The following is an 18,820-nucleotide window of genomic DNA, read 5'->3' as shown; positions in this document are numbered from 1 at the left end:
GTGAAGCGAAGCCGTAAAACCGAGGCTGCAGCTTTGCTGCGCCGAGCTCTGCTTTAGCTAAACAGATCACTGTTTGAGCCGCAGGCGAGTTTGAGCTGTTTCGGCGTAGTGTAACAGATTTAGGCAAAACAAACTACAGCTGCGGGGTTTTTGGTTACTTTTTGACCTGAAGCAAAAAGTAACGGCTCACAGATACTCGAATCACTGCTTTTTATAAGCATATTTTGCTGAGTGATATTTTTTCATAGAAAACAAATTTTTGACCTGCGAAAGGTCAATTAATTATTGATAATGTTTCTGGTACCAGGTTTTAAACTCATCGCCATTGGGTTCACCAAAATACTTTTGCAGGTAAGCAAAAACGGTGTCTTGGATTTCGCTCTGGGTGAGCTCATTGGCTTTCATAAACTTCACCATCTCATCTATTTTCTTTTGGTGGGCATTGTCCCAAAAAAACAGCTTTACCCGACCAATGTCTATTACTTCTTCACCATTTTTGTAGTAAAATAAGCCAAAATCGTTGATCCCTTTTCCTGATACCTTCTTCCCTTCTACCCTAAACAACCGATCTTTGTTTACCGTAAACCTGTTGTCTTCAAAAGGTAATTTCTTGTTTATTTTTTCACCCTTGTATTGGTAGCTCATAAAAAAGAAGGACTTCTTGTTCAGTGGAAACAAGGATTTTTTCACCTTTACGGTTGCTTCCTCCCCCAAAATTAAGTGAGGTTCCCCTTTGCCAAAATAATAGTGAATCATTTCTCTGGTAACCATCTTTTTGTCTCCACGAGCACTCGCTCTTCCTTTCGACACCAGGTTTTTTAAGATATAAGCGGCCTCGCTCATGCTTTTTTGAGCAGGTTTGGCGCTCAACACCATACGCCCGTAACGTTGGCTGCTCACCAACAACAAAGCCCTTGGCGATACAAATTTAATTTTGTCAGTGGCCTTGAGTTTTTGTCCCCGGCGAATGTTTTTGCCATTTCGGCTTACCTTTCCCTTGATGTTGATCACGTTGTACACATCCTGAGCAAACGATAAATGCTGGATACTGATAAGTAAAACAATAAAGAATGTTTTTGTCATAGTTGTGTTGTATTTTTGCCGTATCATGAATTAACGCATGTTTAGCATTAGCCAAAATTTAAACATGCCTACAACCTTTTACAGCTTCATTCAACTGTTTATTTTTTTCCAAAAATAAGCACAGAGTTTTGTAAATAAAACTGTGCAATTGTAAACCATCCTTCGTTGAAAAGCTATTGGCAATAAAATACAAACAAATCAACACTTTATATGATCATATCAATACAAAGTAAAAAGCGCCTGAACACAGTCGTGGCCACCATTTGCACCCTGTGGATAATGGGTATGGTACCAGAATTAAAAGCACAAACTAGCCAACAATTGCACAAGGCAAAAAGTAGCCAAAAAAATATATACACAAGTAGCTAGGGTAGCCAGAGACTCGCGTAAAGCGCCCACATTTAAGTTTATATACAACAAAAGTGAACCTTATTACAATGCTTATTACAACCCACTGGACAACTCTATCAATATAGGAGAAGGCGTGTATGACATTGCTGCGGGGTTTGGCAAAGACTCGCTAAACGTATTGGCGGCAATTGTAGGACACGAGCTGGCTCATTTTTACAAAGACCACGGTTGGGGTTGGTCGTTTGGTATGGCAAACAAAGATTTGGAAATAGCCAAAAAAATATACAAACTGGATATGACCGAAAAAAGGCGGGCTGAAATGGAAACCGAAGCCGACTATTTTGGTGGCTTGTTTGGCTATATGGCAGGCTACAACACGCTTGCGGTAAGCGAAAAGTTTTTGACTCAACTGTACAAAAAAATAGGGTTGAAAGAAAAAACAGAAGGGTACCCCTCGCTCAGCGAACGCATAGGCATCGCACGAAATACCCAGAAAAAACTGCAAAAACTAGTACCTGTGTTCGACGCTGCCAATTACCTCACCATGATCAGGTCTTACGAACGTGCTTCGGCTTGTTATAGCTATATTGGCAGTACTTTTCCCAGCCGCGAAATATACAACAACTCAGGAGTAGCCCTGGCACAACAGGCCATTCAATTATTCAAAAAAACAACGCTCAAATATTTTTACCCTTTTGGGCTGGACACCGATACCCGCCTAAACAATGCGGGCACCCGTGCTGGGGGAGAAACCAGGCAAGAAAAAAGAACGAGGTTATTAAAAGAGGCCCTGGAAGACTTTAAGTCGGCGGTGTACCTCGACAAAAACTATGTGGCAGGCTATGTAAACCTTGCCTTGGTCAATGAATTGCTCGAAGAAAGGACCCTGGCTATAGGCTATGCTGCCAAAGCCGTAAAACTTGCCAAAAAACAAGGACTGGCGCTACTGGAAGCCAATGCCTGGATAGCCAAAGGGATTGCTCAGGCAAAAGAAGGGGATACCGACGAAGCAAAAGAATCGTTTAAAAAAGCCCAAAAAGCCAACCCAACTATTGCCAAAATCAACCTGGAAGCACTCAAAAAAGCCAACCGTTTTGGCTATGGGTTTGAGATAGTAAAATCAAAAGAAAAGCCTGGCCCTAAAGAAAGCATTGCCGAAGCCGACCTCTCGATGCTAGAGGTGCTGACTGAAAATGCTCAAAAAATCAAGATTCGCAAAAGAGACAAAAAACGCCCCGCAATTTTGCTAAAAACAGCTCAAGACAAAGACGAGGGCTATGCAGTAATGGAGGTGACCAGTTTTGGTATACCCAAAACCAAGAGCGCGTTTTTACGTACCTTGCCAGGCTACGAAGGAAACACAGCAAGGGGCATTAAAATAGGTGAGCCGCTCAGCAAAGTACTAAACAAATACGGTGAGCCCGGCAAACGGGTAGCAAGTACCCAAAGCACTATTTTGGTGTATTTAAATGCAAAAATTATGTTTATGATAGACGCCCAAAAAAGTGTAAGTGGCTGGATGCTGTATAAAGATTAAATAATACACAGCACGAGCTTGTACCCCAAGCCTTGTCGGTTTTAAAACTGGCAAGGCTTGGTTATTTTAAAGCAACAAAATAATGCCCCTAACGCCTGAACAGGGGTAAGTTCAAAGGCTCTACAAGTAAACCAAAGCTCACTTGCGAAATGTGGTTTACATAGCGTAGGTTATAATAGTCGGGGCCGTGGTAGTAGCGGGCAAAAAACGAAAAATCGCTGTAATTGCCCAAACGAAAAGACAACCAGGTATCATAAGACTGTTGAGGCTTAAAAGTACCTATGCCTGTCATGTGCTTAAACAAAAATGCCACATTTATAAACTTATGTACCGTACACCTCAGCTCAGCGTTTACGCTTTGCCAATAATAGACAAACTTCATGTCGGCTTCGCGGTTAAAATTGAAATGACGCTCAAAACCCGCCTTGGCATACGCCACAAAATTAGCCTTGACTTTGGGGTCAAAGTTGGCCGTATTCAATGCCAGTTCCATACAATTGGTAGTAAAGTTACCCGTGTCAAAGTTAATGTCGGTGGTACCAGGTATAAAGAAACTGCCCGCCTGCCCGTTGGAGTGATGGTTAAACCTAAGGGTAAGGAAAGTAACGTGTTGCGGGGTAATTATTTTTTTTAGCCCACTTTTTTGGGTGAGGTAAGCCAGCGGAGAGCGAAACCTCCAGTACAATACCGCCCGGGGCGTATAACTTGGCGTAAGTACGGGAAAACTTTCTTTACGGGCAATTCTTATCACCACCTTGGGAGAAATAGAAATGCCCAGCTTAGCGCTTTTGCCAAACCTGATGAAATACGTAGGTGCTATGCTTGTCTCTAACAACAGGGGCGTATCCAGGTTGCCCAAACCCTCGGTGGCAGTGATGTAGCTGCGATCACTCATTGATATCACGCTTTCGTTCACCTTGTTGGCAGCATAGTGTCTGGTACTATCACTGGGTTGGGCGGTCAGGGGGTTGCCCCAAAAGAAGGCACTCAGACAAAATACCCAGCGCAAATAAAGCCAAAGATAGATGTGTTGCATTAGTATAAGTTTTGAGGGTACTAATTAAGAGCTTTGAAAAATAAGGTACAAGAATTTTTAATCGAAAACTACTCCCCTGCTCAAGTTCACCAGTTTTTCGCGCAGTCAAACCTTATACATTGTACACAGTAGTTTATTATCCTTATATTTGACCCGTGTTTTAGATACATCAATTATTTACACTGACAAATCAACAACTTATGACTGCCAAATATCAACATATACTGGTAGTAGACGATGATAAAACATTTATCTACCTCAACTACAAGCTCATTTCTAAAATTACAGGATGCAATAAGATTTTGCTAAAAATGAGTGGCATTACTGCTTTGCAATATTTAGAAGAATGCGACCTTTCAAACGATTTTCCTGAACTCATCAGCATTGACTGGAACATGCCCCTGGGCAATGGCAATGATTTTATACAAGAGTACACCAAAAGGTTTCATCCCAAACATCCCCAAACCAAGGTATTGGTTATTTCGGGGGCTACCTCAGAAAAACAAATGAGTAAAGTGCTTCAACTTGACTTTGTGATTGGTTTTTTGCCTAAGCCAGTCAATGAAAAAACCCTGGCCAACGCTATTCTTTAGATTGGGCATATATAGCCTGGGCTCTTTTACTTAAACAAAACAGCGTAACATTATCCACAAACTCTTATTTTGAAATTAAGGTATGGCATATTATGTAAATAGGGTAAAGTTTGAAGATTTGCACATTGTAATGAGTATTTACAAGCAACAAGGCAGGCCTAAAGAAGAGGTTTTGAGCTTTTTTTCGCAAGCCAAAAACCAACAAATAGTGGCCACGCAATACGATACCGTAGCCCCTATACAAGTAAAGCAAGCCCTGAAGCTTGCCAATGTAGAACAGCGAATGGTGGTACTGCGTGGGTTTGCCCCCGAAATAATCGCCCAACAATTAGATGCTACTTTGCTGGACAGCCAAAGTATAAAAAAAACACAAACCCGCTGGGGAAAAGACCTCAAGCCTTATACACATAGCTACACCGACACCTACGCCTTGTATAAGATAGCTTCTGAAACGCTGGGGTTAGATGGGTTTTGGCACTGGCGCGAACCAGCCATCTATTTTGTCAAATGTGAGTGCCCCTCTACCGACAGGCTGTACTATTTGTATGTACCCCACGAGGCCGCCCAAAACAACGATGCTATTGAGGCCATCGCCTGGACAATGCGTTTTAACGACCAACCCCTGACCAAAGACCAATACCTACACCTGATGTATTCCGAAACCTAAGTTTTTGTGAAGCTGGTCATTCCGAGCCCTAATTTCCTGGAGCCAAGAAACACCAATCGAGATGACAACCCAAAACCCGAAGCGCCGTGTCATCCCGACGGCAGGAGAGATCTGGTGGCATTTTTATCCATAAGGTTCAAGTGCCCTAAAGGAACACTTAAAACAGCGTGAGTTAACAAGGCTTTGCTGGTCATTCCGAGTATACGAGGAATCTGGTGAAAGTGCCTGATAGCAAAACCAGTATTGAGCAGAAAAAAGCCCTGCCCCAATCTGGAACAAGGCTTACGAATATACTAAAACTTTTTGTTTAACCTTTTTTTACTTCTTCTTCTGGTCAGCCACTGCCGCCAAACAATCTTTACGCAGTTGGTAAATTTTATCGTACAAAGGATTCAGGGCAAGCTCAGGCGGGTTAAGTAAAGTCATCAACCCCTCTCTAGTATACGCGCAGCTTCCTGGTATTTTTTTGCCTTGATGAGGGCAATGCCCCGCTGATGAAATAACTCTGCCTCGGTCAAATGTTTTTTATAGATAATCGCATCTTTGGCGGCTTGTTCACGCGCTGCCAATTCTTTTTCCCCTTTGACAATCCATCGTTTATAACGGGCAATATCCTCAGGAGAGCGAGCCCACTTTAACCCTTCTCTGGCATAACCCAATGCCTTTGCCAAGTCTTTCTCTTCCCACTTTCTATAAGCAGTGTAATAATCCCACTCTATGTCATGTTTGCACTGTTCTACTGCCCCTTTGTATGTTACACTGTCCAACTCCTCTGCCTTGGTATAGTCAGCCAAGGCACCTTGGTAGTCTTTCATTTTCAGTTTTAAATCTGCGCGGGCGTTATAGATTGAAGCATCATTTTTTAACTCAAGTGCTTTTTTATAATCATTTAATGCACTTTTATTTTTACTTAAGGCTGACAAAATATAGGCACGTCGAAAATAATATTCATATACCGTAGAATCTAGAGCAATGGCTTGATTAATTGTAGTTAACGCTTTTGTGCGCTCATTCATTTGCTTATACACTCTAGACAGCAGGTAATATAAGTCTGCATTATCAGGCAAATGTTGTATTCCTTGGAGGTATATGTCACGAGCATCAGGCAAACGTTTGCTTCCTGATAAAAAACCACCATAACGTTGGTATACTTCCAGTTCTTTTGGCGCTACTTCTACCGCTTTTTTCAGGGCTGCTTCTTCTTTGGCATCGTTGCCCAAGTCGTTATACACCAACGAACGGGTGATGTAAGCCTCATAGTTGTGGGCGTCCTTTGCCAGTATTTTATCTACTATTTTTAGGGTAGCCTTGTAGTTTTTGGCTGAATAGAGGCTATCGGCTATAGTTGATAATGACATAAGGTCTTGGGTTTGAGCAAAAGTAACAATGCAGTGAAAAAATAAAACTACACTGACAATTAATCTTTTCATGGCTATTTCTTAGGAGTTAATAAGGCTTTTGCTGGTCATTCCGAGTATACGAGGAATCTGGTGAAAATGCCTGATAGCAAAACCAGCATTGAGAAGAAAAAAAGCCCTGCCCCAATCTGGAACAAGGCTTGCGAATATACTAAAACTTTTTGTTTAACCTTTTTTACTCCTTCTTCTTCTGATCAGCCACTGCCGCCAAACAATCTTTACGCAGTCGGTAAATTTTCTTGTACAAAGGATTCAGGGCAAGCTCAGCCGATGTAATCAAAATCATCAACCCCTTCTCTAGTACCTGGGCGGCTTCCTGGTATTTTTTTGCTTTGATGAGGGCAATGCCCCGCTGATGAAATAACTCTGCCTCGGTCAAATGTTTTTTATAGACAATCGCGTCTTTGGCGGCTTGTGCACGCGCTGCTAATTCTTTTTCCCCTTTGACAATCCATCGTTTATAACGGGCAATATCCTCAGGAGAGCGAGCCCACTTTAACCCTTCTCTGGCATAACCCAATGCCTTTGCCAAGTCTTTTTCTTCCCATTTTCTATAAGCAGTGTAATGGTCCCACTCTATGGCATGTTTGCACTGTTCTACTGCCCCCTTGTATCTTACACTGTCTAACTCCTCCGCCTTGGTATAGTCAGCCAAAGCGCCTTGGTAGTCTTTCATTTTAAGCCTCAAATCTGCACGTGTACTATAGTTCCAAGCAGTTGGATTTAATCCAACCATCTTGTTATAATCTCCCAAAGCTTCTTGCAATTTATTTATTCCAAAGAACGTAGAGCCCCGGAGTGAATAATAATAAGAGTTATTGGCGTCTCTTTTTATTGCTTCTGTAACCGCTTTTAACGAACCAACTGTATCTCCCCTGAGTTTTGATACATACGCTAAATGATAATACATATAACCCGCTTGTGGCAAGTGCTTGATCCCTGTTTCATACAGTTTTTGGGCATCTGCCAAGCGTTTGTTAGTGGCTAGAAAATCGCCGTAACGATCGTATACCATTCGTTCTTTGGGTGCCACCCGCAAGGCTTGCTTAAAGGCTTGTTCTGCCTTGATGAGTTCATTGTTACCATACCAATAAGAGGCTCCCAACAACAAATACGCTTCGTGGTTTGTCGGGCTGGTTTTTACCAATTGGGTCAACACCCTGATTGCCTGGGGATATTTGTCGGCATTGTAATAAGTTTCGGCTTTTTCTAAAGGGGTCATTTGGGCAAATGTAAATAAAGGACTACCAATCAATAATATGCTAATGATCAATCTTTTCATGGCTATTTTTTAGGAGTTAACAAGGCTTTTGTGGGCAACCCACCATTGACTCAGGGCAGTAAAAAAGCCCTGCCCCAATCTGGAACAAGGCTTGCAAATATACTAAAACTTTTTGTTTAATTTTTCTTCTTCGCCTCTTCTACTGCTGCCAAACAATCTTTACGCAGTTGGTAAATTTTATCGTACAAAGGGCTCAGAGCAAGCTCCGCCGATTTAATCAAAACCATCAAGCCCTTCTCTAGTACATAGGCGGCTTCCTGGTATTTTTTTGCCTTGATCAAAGCAATGCCCCGCTGACGAAATATTTCGGCTTCGGTCAAAAGCTTTTTATTGATAATGGCATCTTTGGCGGCTTGTTCACGCGCTGCCAATTCTTTTTCCCCTTTGACAATCCATCGTTTATAACGGGCAATATCCTCAGGAGAGCGAGCCCATTTTAAACCTTCTCTGGCATAAACCAATGCCTTTGCCAAGTCTTTCTTTTCCCATTTTCTATAGGCAGTGTAATAATCCCACTCTATGGCATGTTTGCACTGTTCTACTGCCCCGTTGTGTGCTACACTGTCCAACTCCTCTGCCTTGGTATGATCAGCCAAAGCGCCTTGGTAATCTTTCATTTCTAGTTTTAAACGACCACGGGTTATATAGTTATCAGCCTTATCACTTTCTAGCTTAACATACTGATCAAAACTTTGAAGTGCCTGAGAATAAAGCTTCAACTCTTCGTAACACCTCCCTTTGAAGTAGTGATACACTGCTTTATTCGGATTCAGAGATATTGCCTGATTTAAGGGCTCTAATGCATCATTATGTTTTTTTTGCTCATGTAGTACCACCCCCAAATGAAAATACATACGATCAGCCTGTGGCATATTTTTGACTCCTTCTTCGTACAGTTTTTGGGCATCTGCCAAGCGTTTGTTAGTGGCTAGAAAATCGCCGTAACGGTCGTATACCATTTGTTCTTTGGGTGCCACCCGCAAGGCTTGCTTAAAGGCTTGTTCTGCCTTGATGAGTTCATTGTTACCGTACCAATAAGAGGCTCCCAACAACAAATACGCTTCGTGGTTTGCCGGGCTGGTTTTTACCAATTGGGTCAATACGCGAATTGCCTGGCGGTATTTGTCGGCATTGTAATAAGTTTCGGCTTTTTCTAAAGGGGTCATTTGGGCAAATGTAAATAAAGGGCTAACAATCAATAATATGCTATAAAATAAAAATCTCATGTGGCTATTTTTGAGGAGTTAACAAGGCTTTTGTGGGCGACCCACCATTGACCCAAGGCAGTAAAAAAGCCCTGCCCCAATCTGGAACAAGGCTTGCAAATATACTAAAACTTTTTGTTTAATTCTTCTTCTTTGCCTCTTCTACCGCCGCCAAACAATCTTTGCGTAGTAGGTAAATTTTATTGTACAAAGGGTGTATGGCAAGTTCCGCCGATTTAATCAAAACCATCATGCCCTTCTCTAGTACCTGGGCGGCTTCCTGGTATTTTTTTGCCTTGATGAGGGCAATGCCCCGCTGACGAAATATCTCGGCTTCGGTCAAAAGCTTTTTATTGATAATGGCGTCTTTAGCAGCTTGTTCGCGTTCTATTAACTCTTTGGTACCCCATTTAATGGCAGAATCCATCCAAGCCCGTAGCTCTTTAGACAAAGGCCACTTTAAAGCTTCTCTAGCGTACCCCAATGCTTTTGCCAAATCTTTTTCTTTCCAGACATCATAATCATAAGCATAAGCTGTCCCTATTTTTCGTTTACACTCCTCAATGGCCCCTTTGTAGGTTACACTGTCTAACTCCTCTGCTTTAGTGTAGTCAGCCAAAGCACCTTGGTAGTCCTTCATTTTCAGTTTTAAATCTGCGCGGGCGCTGTAGGTCAATGGATCAGAATCTAGTTCAAGCGATTGGGTGTAGCTTTTCAAAGCAAGCTCGTTGTTATTTAAACTCGAAAAAATATACGCACGCAAAAAGTAATAACGAGGTATTTTAGCATCTAAGATAATGGCTTTGTTTACCATTTCTAATGCTTTTTTATCATCATTCATTCGCTTATAAACACTCGCTAAATCGGCATACAAATTGGCGTTATCAGGCAAATGTTGTATTCCTTGGAGGTATATGTCACGAGCATCAGGCAAACGTTTGCTTCCTGATAAAAAACCACCATAACGTTGGTATACTTCCAGTTCTTTTGGCGCTACTTCTACCGCTTTTTTCAGGGCTTCTTCTTCTTTGGCATCGTTTCCCAAGTCGTTATACACCAACGAACGGGTGATGTAAGCCTCATAGTTGTGGGCGTCCTTTGCCAGTATTTTATCTACTATTTTTAGGGTAGCCTTGTAGTTTTTGGCTGAATAGAGGCTATCGGCTATAGTTGATAATGACATAAGGTCTTGGGTTTGAGCAAAAGTAACAATGCAGTGAAAAAATAACGCTACGCTAATGATCAATCTTTTCATGGCTATTTCTTTGGAGTTAACAAGGCTTTTTCTGCCTCCACAATGTCTTTTTGCAGGGCAATGAGTTGACTTACCAACGTTTGCAGGGCGTCTTTAGGAAAATCATCGGTCACTTTTTCCAGACTTTGCAGGTGTTGGGCTACTATAGCAAACGCTTCAGCGGGGGTGGCGGCTTTTTGGGTAAGCTCTACCGTATACTCCCTAAAATAAGCCGCCAGGCCCTGCCTTGCCAATAGCAAGGTAGCGTCCAGTTCTTTTTTATACGCCTTGATCGTTGCCTGTACCTCTAGGGGGTAGTCGCCCACTTGCCCCGGCACCATGCCCACCAGGGTTTTGGCTATGCTCCATATCCCCTTCCATTGGTCGAGGTAGCCGGGTTGTCCGTAGCGCAAGGGTGGCTTTGCCAAGCCTTGGCGCAACAACACCGCCAATTGGTATTGCCAATGGTAGCGTTGTTTGATGCCCTCCATCAACCAACGGCGGCGTGCCACCTTCTTACTGGCTTGGTTGGCGGCGGTTTTGAGCTGGCGGTATTGCCTTATCCGCATTTTGTACAGGGTTTCGGCGTTTACCCGGTCTAGTTGGGCTTGTTTCCAGGCTTTTTCGTGGCGGCCCTTGAGCACTTGGGCGGTCTTGAGATTGTCCTGGGCGAGCTGCCAGTCTTTTTTGGCTTGTTGCAGGGCAAGTTCAGCGTTTTTTACGTCGGTTTTGCTTCCTTGCAATTCGCCTTTGTAGGTTGCCAACGACTCTTGGTGTTTTGCCAGGCGTTGGTTGGTGGCGACTAGACTTTTTCCACCAGCAAGGTTTTTTTTCAAACCAGGAATAATGACATCTTCCAATTGTTTTATTTCACCTGCTTTTTTCGCAAATACCTTCTCTTGATATGCAACATAGTTGTCAAACTTCTTTTTGGTGCGTTTGTCGTACCTAAACCTGTCCAGGGCGTTTTGGGCTTCCCGCTCCAGGCGCTTCACGGTTTTGGCGTATTTTTTCTTGAGGCGCAAGCTGTTTTTAAACCGTCCTTTTTTGTCCCGCATTTTTTTGGCAAACTTACCTTGTTCCTTGCTGATTTTTTTGAGCTTTTTGGCTTCTACGGTTTTTTCAAAGTCTTGGTATTTATCATTAAATTCTTTTTTGTAATTTTTAAAAACGTCTTTTTCAATTTCCAACTCCTTCTTTTGTTTCGCCACCTCCCGTTGTTTTTCGCCCAGTTCGTCCTGCCATTTCTTGAGGTCTTGCTGCAGGGTTTCGGTATTTTTGCCCTGTAGGTCAGCGTTGCCCTTGCGCAAGGCATCGCCCTCGGTGGCAAGGCGGCTAATTTTTTCTTCTTCGCCTTTTTTCAGGTTTTCAAAGGTGGTTTTACGGGTTTGTGCCTGGCTCAGTACCGCCTCGGCTTGTTCAAACGCCTTCGCCATTTCACCTTCCGAGATCAACGCCTTGTCGGTTACCTCGGTTTGGTCGTCATAGGTTTTTTTGGCGGTGGCTTCATCTTTTACCTTTTGGTCAAATATTTTCTTTTTGGGCGCCACATCCTGGCTATAGCCTACCCCTTCGCCCGCCCTCAGCTTCTGTAGCAGGCTTTCACTATTGGCATAGCCAAAGTGGGCATCCAGTGCCTGGCGTGCCTTTTTGAGGCTGCCGTGGGTATACAAGGCATAGAGGAGGTCTTCTTCGGGGTAGAGCTTTTTTAGTACCTTGAGCTCTTGGGCGTCTACCTGGTTAAAAGCATCCATTCGTTTCAAAAACCGTTTTTCGCCCGCCCGGCTATACACCGCGTTCAGGGCTTCGGTGTCCCAGCCTGCTTTTTTCAGGGCTTGTATTTCGGGGGCGCTGGTTTGGTCTACCTTCAGGGTAGGGTCTATCACCGCCTTCGAGTCAATGTTTTTGTTGCCCCCACCCAATGCCTTGGGCAACATTTCTTTGATCTTTTTGAAAGCAGGGCTGGCATCGTTGCCTATTTCTTTGGCGCGCCCCTTGAACGTACCCAAAAACAAGCCATATTGCAGCGCCAGCAAAGGCAATACTTTCGCCAATGCCACGGTTTTTTCTCCGGTAGAGCCTGGCCCCGCCATAATGTCGCTGATTTGCTCCAGGGCTTTGGGCGCCAGCATAATCATCACGGTGCTGTCTATGGCAAGGTCGCCCAGCTTGATGGTGGCACAATACACCCCCCCCATGCGCTGAAACGACTGGGTAATGTTGTTGTAGTTGGCGGCATTGTGCAACATTTGGGTAGCACGTGCCCCTTTTACGGCAGCCCCCGCCAAAAACAAAGGACCCGCCAACAGCGCGGAGGCAATATCAAGCCAGGCAAACACCTTTTCTTCCTGGGTGAGCGTGCCGTTTTCGCCTTTGCGGTGCAGCATCAGGGCGGCACCAGTTCCCCCGGCAAGGGTTGCCAGGGTAAATGCCGCTGAAGCCGCCGAAAACTCTAGCCCTCCTACTACCAATGCCGACCCCCAGCCACCAGTAAAGAAGATGACCCCTGCCGCCAGCAAAATCAACCCCACCCACATGGCAATGTCTTCAGCGTCTACATGGGTGGTAATTTCTATAGGAGTAGCCTGGCTGCCATCAGGCAGGTTATATATGAGCCAGCCAGGGGGCAGGTGGTCGTCGTTGTTGAGCAACTCAAACAAGGCAATGGGCGGAAAATCGGCGTAAGTCTTCTGGTCTTCGGCAGTTTTGAGCTCCAGCGACTTGTAGTAGTGGGTGTCCATAGTACGGCTAAAGGTACTCACTACGTGCCAGGTACAGGTATTGTCATTCTTATTGACTTGTTTGTATACGTGAATAGGCACTTCCAGGGCGGGGGTTTGGTGAGTGTCGAGGTATTGTTGGGCGGGTTTCGACATTTTTTCCCGCTCTTTGGCATACCAATCGGTTTTGAGGTAAAAAAAAGCAGGTACCTTGATGATTTCCTGGTTTTCGGCAAGCCCTTTTTCTTTGGCAAAGTCGTGAAAGTTTTTGCGACGGTTCCCTATTTCGTCAATGCCCTTTTTTTGGGCGTCTTTTACCTTCCGGTTTTCATCTGGCTTCAGGGCTCTTTTCATCCACTGCTTGCCTATATACAACATAGACGAACGATAACCCTCAGCAATGGCGTCTATATTGAGTCCGGCAAGGGCGGTTACATCCTCTGAGTCGAGCACTTCGTGCAGCGGTTTACCCAGCTTAACATTGCGCATATTGGGCACTTTGTCTCTTATTTCGGGCGATATCAAGGCAGTGTGTGCCTGGTCTATCCAGGTACTCAGGGTGTTTACCTGTTCTGCCGCCATTTTCAACTGAAAAACATCAAACGGATCGGTAGGCAAGGCTTTGGTTTCTTTGATGGTGCTCAGCAAAGGGGCTACCGTGCGCAACAATACCATAGTGCTCAGGTATTGCTGATAATATTCTTTAGGGTCTTTGTCAAGGTCTACGTAGGTATACTCTGCCAACTTAAACGAAGGCATTTGGTTCAACCATATTTGCTGCACCATGGCCTCTTCCTGCATCGCAAGCGCTTCTTTGGTTTGCTTGAGCGACTGTTCGTTAGTAGGGGTGGTCAGGTTTTTACGGGCGTGTTTAACGGCTGCCTTCTGAAAAGCATCATCGGTGGGGTTTGCCTTGCGGGTTTGCAACATCCCATTGCGGTAATACAAGGGATAAGTACGGTGCCCGGCTTTGGTATAAATATGCAACGCTTCTACCCGGTGTTTTTCTATGTATACGTATTCCTGAAACTGCTCCAGGTCGGAGCTCATCTTTTGGATCCGAAGGCTTAAATCAGGCTTTGTGTTAGATATAACTGGCAAGAGCCCCGGCGGGTGAAAATAGATGTCTAAATGGTCAGAAGCCACCACTGGGGTATAGGCAATGTCTCGCTGATTGCTGTAAGGCATAGGAATAGTAAAAGCCCCCGGCCACGACAAGCGACCATCTGCCGACACATATACCTTGGCGGTTTGGGGGTGCTCGCCGGGCACAAACAACAGTTGGTAATCGTGGTCTCCCGAATGGTTGCCATCTCCCGCTTTGACGGGGATAGTAAAAGTACCAAATTTAAGGTCGGCTGCCTCCGCTTCTTTTTCTGCTACCGGGTCAATCTTGCCGTCTTTGTCTTTTTTAGAATAGTTGCCCTTGGTAAGCAAAGGCTCCTGGCTTTCTTCGTTTAGCACACTAAAGCTCCCAATTACTTTCTCGTCTTTGCTAAACACATAAGTAATGGTATCTCCGGTTTTTACGGGTTTTATTTCCAACACATCCTGTTCAGACGCTTTTGCCAGGTTGAGCGGCGTAATTAACTCCTTAGACCAATGGTTATCGTGTCCCACAATGTATTGATCGTCGCTTTCAAAATGGTCTACCACTTCTTCAAACAAGTTTTCATGCCTGTTTTCATTAATTTCTTTGATCAACGCAGCCCTTATATGCAAAGGCAATTTGGCATAACCATCTAAAAACGCCCGTTCGAACGAATCCAAAGAAAAAAACAATTGATAAGGCTCCATTCCATTAGACGAGATCTCATGCCATACATAAAACAGTTCGGGCTTTTTTACCTGAAAAAAACCAATGGGTTTAGATTCAGGTGTTTTGTCGGTTCTTTGGGGTCGGTAGGTAGCCGTGAGCAATACCAAGCCGTCGCTCCGGTCAAATTTAAGCTGGAGTTCTTTCTCTTGTTGATCACCATCGGCATCAATTGTCCAGGTAAAACTATCTCTCGAAAGGGTTGGAATTTGTTGTTCCTGCAACAAATTTTTCCAACGCTGTTGATGGGCTCCTTCTTTGTTGTCTACTGTGTCAGTACCTTGTTGTTGTTGTAAAAGTAGTTGTAAAAGCTCTTCGTCGTCCATTGTGTGTGTTGTTCGTTTTATCGCCTGATTTTCCGTGTATCTAAAAGTAGGAGGCAAAATACTATTTTGAGGGCTTTTATACAAAACATGCACAAAGTTTGACTAAATATTTGCAAATTTGCGTGGTGTGTGGTAACAGTAAAGGCTTGTGATAAAATTCGTCACTGAAAACAACCATATTTGCAAATATGCGAAAAAGCTCGCAAATAAAAATAGGGTTTTCTTATAAAAAATGAGAAACCTCTCTGAAGCTTGCGAAACACGAAGTTTCGATCGGGCGTGAAGACACTGCCCGAGGCGGAGAATGTCTAACGGCTAAAAGCTAAAATATCAAACATTAAAAAAAACAAACGCGCACGCCACCTGCGACAAGCTAAAGCGAATGAGAGCTTTGCTCCACTCCGCCGTACGGAGAGGCTAAAAGCTAAAACATTGAACATTAAAACAAACATTGGTATGGCAGAACTTGATTTTCCTTCAGACGACTTTGAAAATGACAATGAAAACTTAAGCGAAGAAGCGCTTCAGCAAAAAATATTCAGAGAAATCATTCAGCAGGGAAGCCCCTCCAAGGCAGAAGAAAAACGACTTGGGCAAATTCAAACGTATTTTGGGCACATGGTGATGGATACTGAAGGAGTAAAGGAAGCCAGCCTTGAGGCAGTTTACAAAGAACTCAACTGGTTTTTGCAGGTATTGTGGCTGCGGTATGTAAACAAAGATAGCAAAGTCGATTTCAAAAGTTTTTTTGCTCAGCCAGACTTCAAGGGGGTGGCAGTAAAATTGCCTGAGCTCCCCGCCAAAAGTCACTACAAAGCCTGGCTACAAAAACACCAGCTGACCGAAAAAGCACCCGAGCGCCTGCTGATGGCAATGGTGATGGCGCTGAGCCTCAACGACGCTTTGTTTTTTGCTTTTATCGAATTGCTCCAGCAACCCATCGTTGCGGTGTTTGTAGGGGGGCAAACCAAAGACAGCGAGCGGCGCTTTATGCCTACTATGCAAACCTTGTTTTATTTGCTTGCCGGAGTAGACCTCAAAAATCAGGCAGCGTACCAGTTACGTTTCCGTAAGCAAAACCACCACTTGGGCAAATGGGGCATAGAACTGGGAAGCGCCCAGGCAAAAATGACCGGGAGACCTGACCTTGCCGACGAATGGAAAAACCTCCTCATCTCGCTCAACCCCAACATCTGGCAATACTTTTTGGGCGGCAATATGCCCTTGCCCGAAGAAAACAAAGACTTGCCCATTACCAAGCTCGACACCCCGCTTACTTTTGACGATTTGGTGCTCAACGACGAAACCAAAAACGCCTTGACTCCTTTGCTCAATTACGCCCGCAATGGCAAAGACTTTTTCAACGATGCCGAAGCGAGCGGTCATTTCAAGAGCGGCTACATTAGCTTGTTGCAAGGCCCTCCGGGCACGGGTAAAACCCTCATTGCCACCGTGATTGGCAAAGAGGTGGGCTTGGTTACCTATCAGCTGGAGCTGGCGCAGGTGGTGTCTAAATACATTGGCGAAACTTCTAAAAACATCAACAAGGTGTTTGAAGAGCTCACCCGCGCCATTGACCACCTCAAGGGCGAACCCAGTATTTTGTTTATCGATGAAGCCGATGCCCTCATTGGCAAACGCTCTGAGGTAAACGACAGCAAAGACCGTTACGCCAACTTTGACGTGAGCAACTTGTTACAAAAAATTGAGAGTTTTCCGGGGCTCATTATCCTGGCGTCTAACTTTCAGCAAAACCTCGACTCGGCGATTCAACGCCGGATTGGGGCTACCATATTGGTGCCACCCCCCGAAGCCGACGAGCGTACCCAATTGTGGAAAAACTACCGCCCCGCCAACCTGGAGTACCCCACCGATAATTTTGCCCGCATTCTGGGCGAAAAGTTTAGGCTGACCGGGGCGCAAATCAACAATATAATGAAACAGGTGGCGCTGGCGGTGTATGGCACCAAGGTAAAGGTGCTCGATTACGACTTGCACATGGAGCCCGCCATCAAGAGCGAGTTGATCAAGTTTGATGAAGTGTATGTGCGCCCCCGCGACCTGATGAACGAGGCACAGGTAGACGAGGAGGAGTACTTGCAACAGTTGCTGTGGGAACGCGCCCTGCCCCCCAAGTGGCAGTACAACCCTTTGTATATGCCCCGTATTTTGAGCCAGGCGGTGGTGCTTACCGAAGAAGACATCAAGGCGTTGGTAAAGAAGGTCAAGCGCCGCTGGGAAGGAGGCCCCTACCACGACATTCCCTTTAAGGAAGGCATAGAGGTAGTATTGCGCGATTTGTGCGCGGTAAAAAACCTGAACTGGAACGAGATTCAGGCAAAGATTTATCAATTGCTGGAAGAAGAGAAAGCAAAAAGCAACAAAGAAGCGGAGCAAAAAAGCAGCCGCACGGTGCAGTTGGTAGACCTGAGCAAGCTCAAAGATATGGGCAAAAAGAAGGAGGAGAAGGAAGCCGCCGAGAAAGAAGAGGCGCCCCAAAAGAAGTCAACCCAAAAGAAGTTACCCAAAAAGAAGTTAACTAAAGAAGAGCAGGCAGCACAGGAAAAATTGCGCAAAGCTGCCGAAGAAAAGGCAAAAAAAGCTGCGGCAAAAGAAGAGGAAGAGAGAAAGCTCAAGAAAATATTATCACCCTCCGAGGCCGAAAAATTTTGGGCAACGCCTTTGCCCCAGGGTTTTGCCTTTGCCCGCAAAGATATGGTGAAAAACATGGCGCAGATTTATACCTTGAGCAAGTGGTACATTATACAAATTGTAGAAAAGGCCGCCGAATTAGCGAAAGCGGATGAGTCGCATGAAACCAAGGCAAACGGCGATATAGAGATCAGGGCAAGCCACCTACAGGGGGCCATGGATGTGGTGGCGGCTGAGCTAGGCAAGGCAAAGGGCGAAAAGCTGGACCGGGATCATTTTCTGCGCCAGGACTTGAAAGAACAACGCCAAAAAGAGAAAGCAAAAGAGGCAAAACGCCGCGATGTGGTGCCTGGCTGGAAGACTGCCCCGCGTTATTGGGCAAATGCGGTTCCGGAGGGGTATGCTTACTCCCGCCGCGACTTGTCGAGCAATCTTGCCAAGTTCTACCCCAACATTTCGGTAGGGGCAATGGAAGATATTCTCAAGCAAGCTACTGAGTTTATTGGCAAAGACCAACCCCCGCTCATTGCCTACTCTGAACATATTCTGAAGGCGATTGAAAAGTATGGGCTGCAGTAGGTTTTAGCCTTTAGCTTTTGGCTCTTGCGGTGGCGGACGCACATTTTTTTTGGGGGGGGTAAGCAAAGCTTTTTTGGACAAAAAACACACCCACCCTCTGTTCTACTGCCTGCTTTTGGTTCTTGCGGTGGTGCGCATTTTCCAGGCAACACTTTCGCATATTTGCAAATTAGCCAGTGACAGGGGTTTCTTATAAGAAATGAGAAATTTCTCTGAAGTTTACAAAGTTAGAGGGCTCGATTGGGTGTGAAGAGCAGGCGAGAAAAAGCACCTTTTTCGCGCACGTAAAAGTCATCTGTTTTAACTTCGCAGACAAAATTT

The 18,820-nt window shown here is 44.8% G+C and carries 11 protein-coding genes; 4 read left to right on the top strand and 7 right to left on the bottom strand.

Going from position 1 to position 18,820, the window contains the following annotated elements:
• Positions 1 to 282: 282 nt before the first annotated feature.
• Positions 283 to 1,083 (bottom strand): hypothetical protein, encoded by an 801-nt coding sequence (locus M23134_RS18095; RefSeq protein WP_045113809.1) that lies wholly within the window; start codon positions 1,081 to 1,083, stop codon positions 283 to 285.
• Between the two features lie 349 nt (positions 1,084 to 1,432).
• Here M23134_RS18095 and M23134_RS18090 point away from each other — a divergent pair, with 349 nt between their 5' ends.
• Positions 1,433 to 2,971, top strand: a complete 1,539-nt coding sequence (locus M23134_RS18090) for a hypothetical protein (protein WP_394330664.1) — start codon at positions 1,433 to 1,435, stop codon at positions 2,969 to 2,971.
• 88 nt (positions 2,972 to 3,059) lie between these two features.
• Here M23134_RS18090 and M23134_RS18085 read toward each other — a convergent pair whose 3' ends face one another.
• The gene (locus tag M23134_RS18085; protein WP_004156045.1) at positions 3,060 to 4,007 is read right to left on the bottom strand and encodes a hypothetical protein; all 948 of its coding nucleotides are present in this window, start codon (positions 4,005 to 4,007) and stop codon (positions 3,060 to 3,062) included.
• 200 nt (positions 4,008 to 4,207) lie between these two features.
• Here M23134_RS18085 and M23134_RS18080 point away from each other — a divergent pair, with 200 nt between their 5' ends.
• Together M23134_RS18080 and M23134_RS18075 are read left to right on the top strand one after the other, a co-directional pair.
• Positions 4,208 to 4,600, top strand: coding sequence for a response regulator (locus M23134_RS18080; protein ID WP_004156040.1), 393 nt, complete (start codon positions 4,208 to 4,210; stop codon positions 4,598 to 4,600).
• A gap of 82 nt (positions 4,601 to 4,682) precedes the next feature.
• Positions 4,683 to 5,267: a hypothetical protein gene (locus M23134_RS18075; RefSeq protein ID WP_004156039.1), complete on the top strand. Its 585-nt coding sequence runs from the start codon at positions 4,683 to 4,685 to the stop codon at positions 5,265 to 5,267.
• A gap of 425 nt (positions 5,268 to 5,692) precedes the next feature.
• On the opposite strand, the gene M23134_RS18070 is transcribed toward M23134_RS18075, so the two are convergent.
• The 5 genes from M23134_RS18070 to M23134_RS18050 form a co-directional block, all read right to left on the bottom strand.
• The gene (locus tag M23134_RS18070; RefSeq protein WP_004156038.1) at positions 5,693 to 6,697 is read right to left on the bottom strand and encodes a tetratricopeptide repeat protein; all 1,005 of its coding nucleotides are present in this window, start codon (positions 6,695 to 6,697) and stop codon (positions 5,693 to 5,695) included.
• Positions 6,698 to 6,860: 163 nt separating this feature from the next.
• Positions 6,861 to 7,967, bottom strand: a complete 1,107-nt coding sequence (locus tag M23134_RS18065) for a tetratricopeptide repeat protein (protein ID WP_004156036.1) — start codon at positions 7,965 to 7,967, stop codon at positions 6,861 to 6,863.
• 116 nt (positions 7,968 to 8,083) lie between these two features.
• Positions 8,084 to 9,193, bottom strand: coding sequence for a tetratricopeptide repeat protein (locus M23134_RS18060; protein WP_004156034.1), 1,110 nt, complete (start codon positions 9,191 to 9,193; stop codon positions 8,084 to 8,086).
• A gap of 118 nt (positions 9,194 to 9,311) precedes the next feature.
• The gene (locus M23134_RS18055; RefSeq protein ID WP_004156031.1) at positions 9,312 to 10,427 is read right to left on the bottom strand and encodes a tetratricopeptide repeat protein; all 1,116 of its coding nucleotides are present in this window, start codon (positions 10,425 to 10,427) and stop codon (positions 9,312 to 9,314) included.
• Between the two features lie 2 nt (positions 10,428 to 10,429).
• Positions 10,430 to 15,268: a hypothetical protein gene (locus M23134_RS18050; protein ID WP_004156029.1), complete on the bottom strand. Its 4,839-nt coding sequence runs from the start codon at positions 15,266 to 15,268 to the stop codon at positions 10,430 to 10,432.
• Between the two features lie 456 nt (positions 15,269 to 15,724).
• On the opposite strand from M23134_RS18050, the gene M23134_RS18045 reads away from it, so the two are divergent.
• Positions 15,725 to 18,499 (top strand): ATP-binding protein, encoded by a 2,775-nt coding sequence (locus M23134_RS18045; RefSeq protein WP_004156028.1) that lies wholly within the window; start codon positions 15,725 to 15,727, stop codon positions 18,497 to 18,499.
• Positions 18,500 to 18,820 lie beyond the last annotated feature (321 nt).

Origin of the sequence: Microscilla marina ATCC 23134, from assembly GCF_000169175.1 — a bacterium.
Taxonomy (GTDB): Bacteria; Bacteroidota; Bacteroidia; order Cytophagales; family Microscillaceae; genus Microscilla; species Microscilla marina.
The sequence above is the reverse complement of the archived record's forward strand: the minus strand, read 5'-3'. Positions and strand labels throughout refer to the sequence as shown.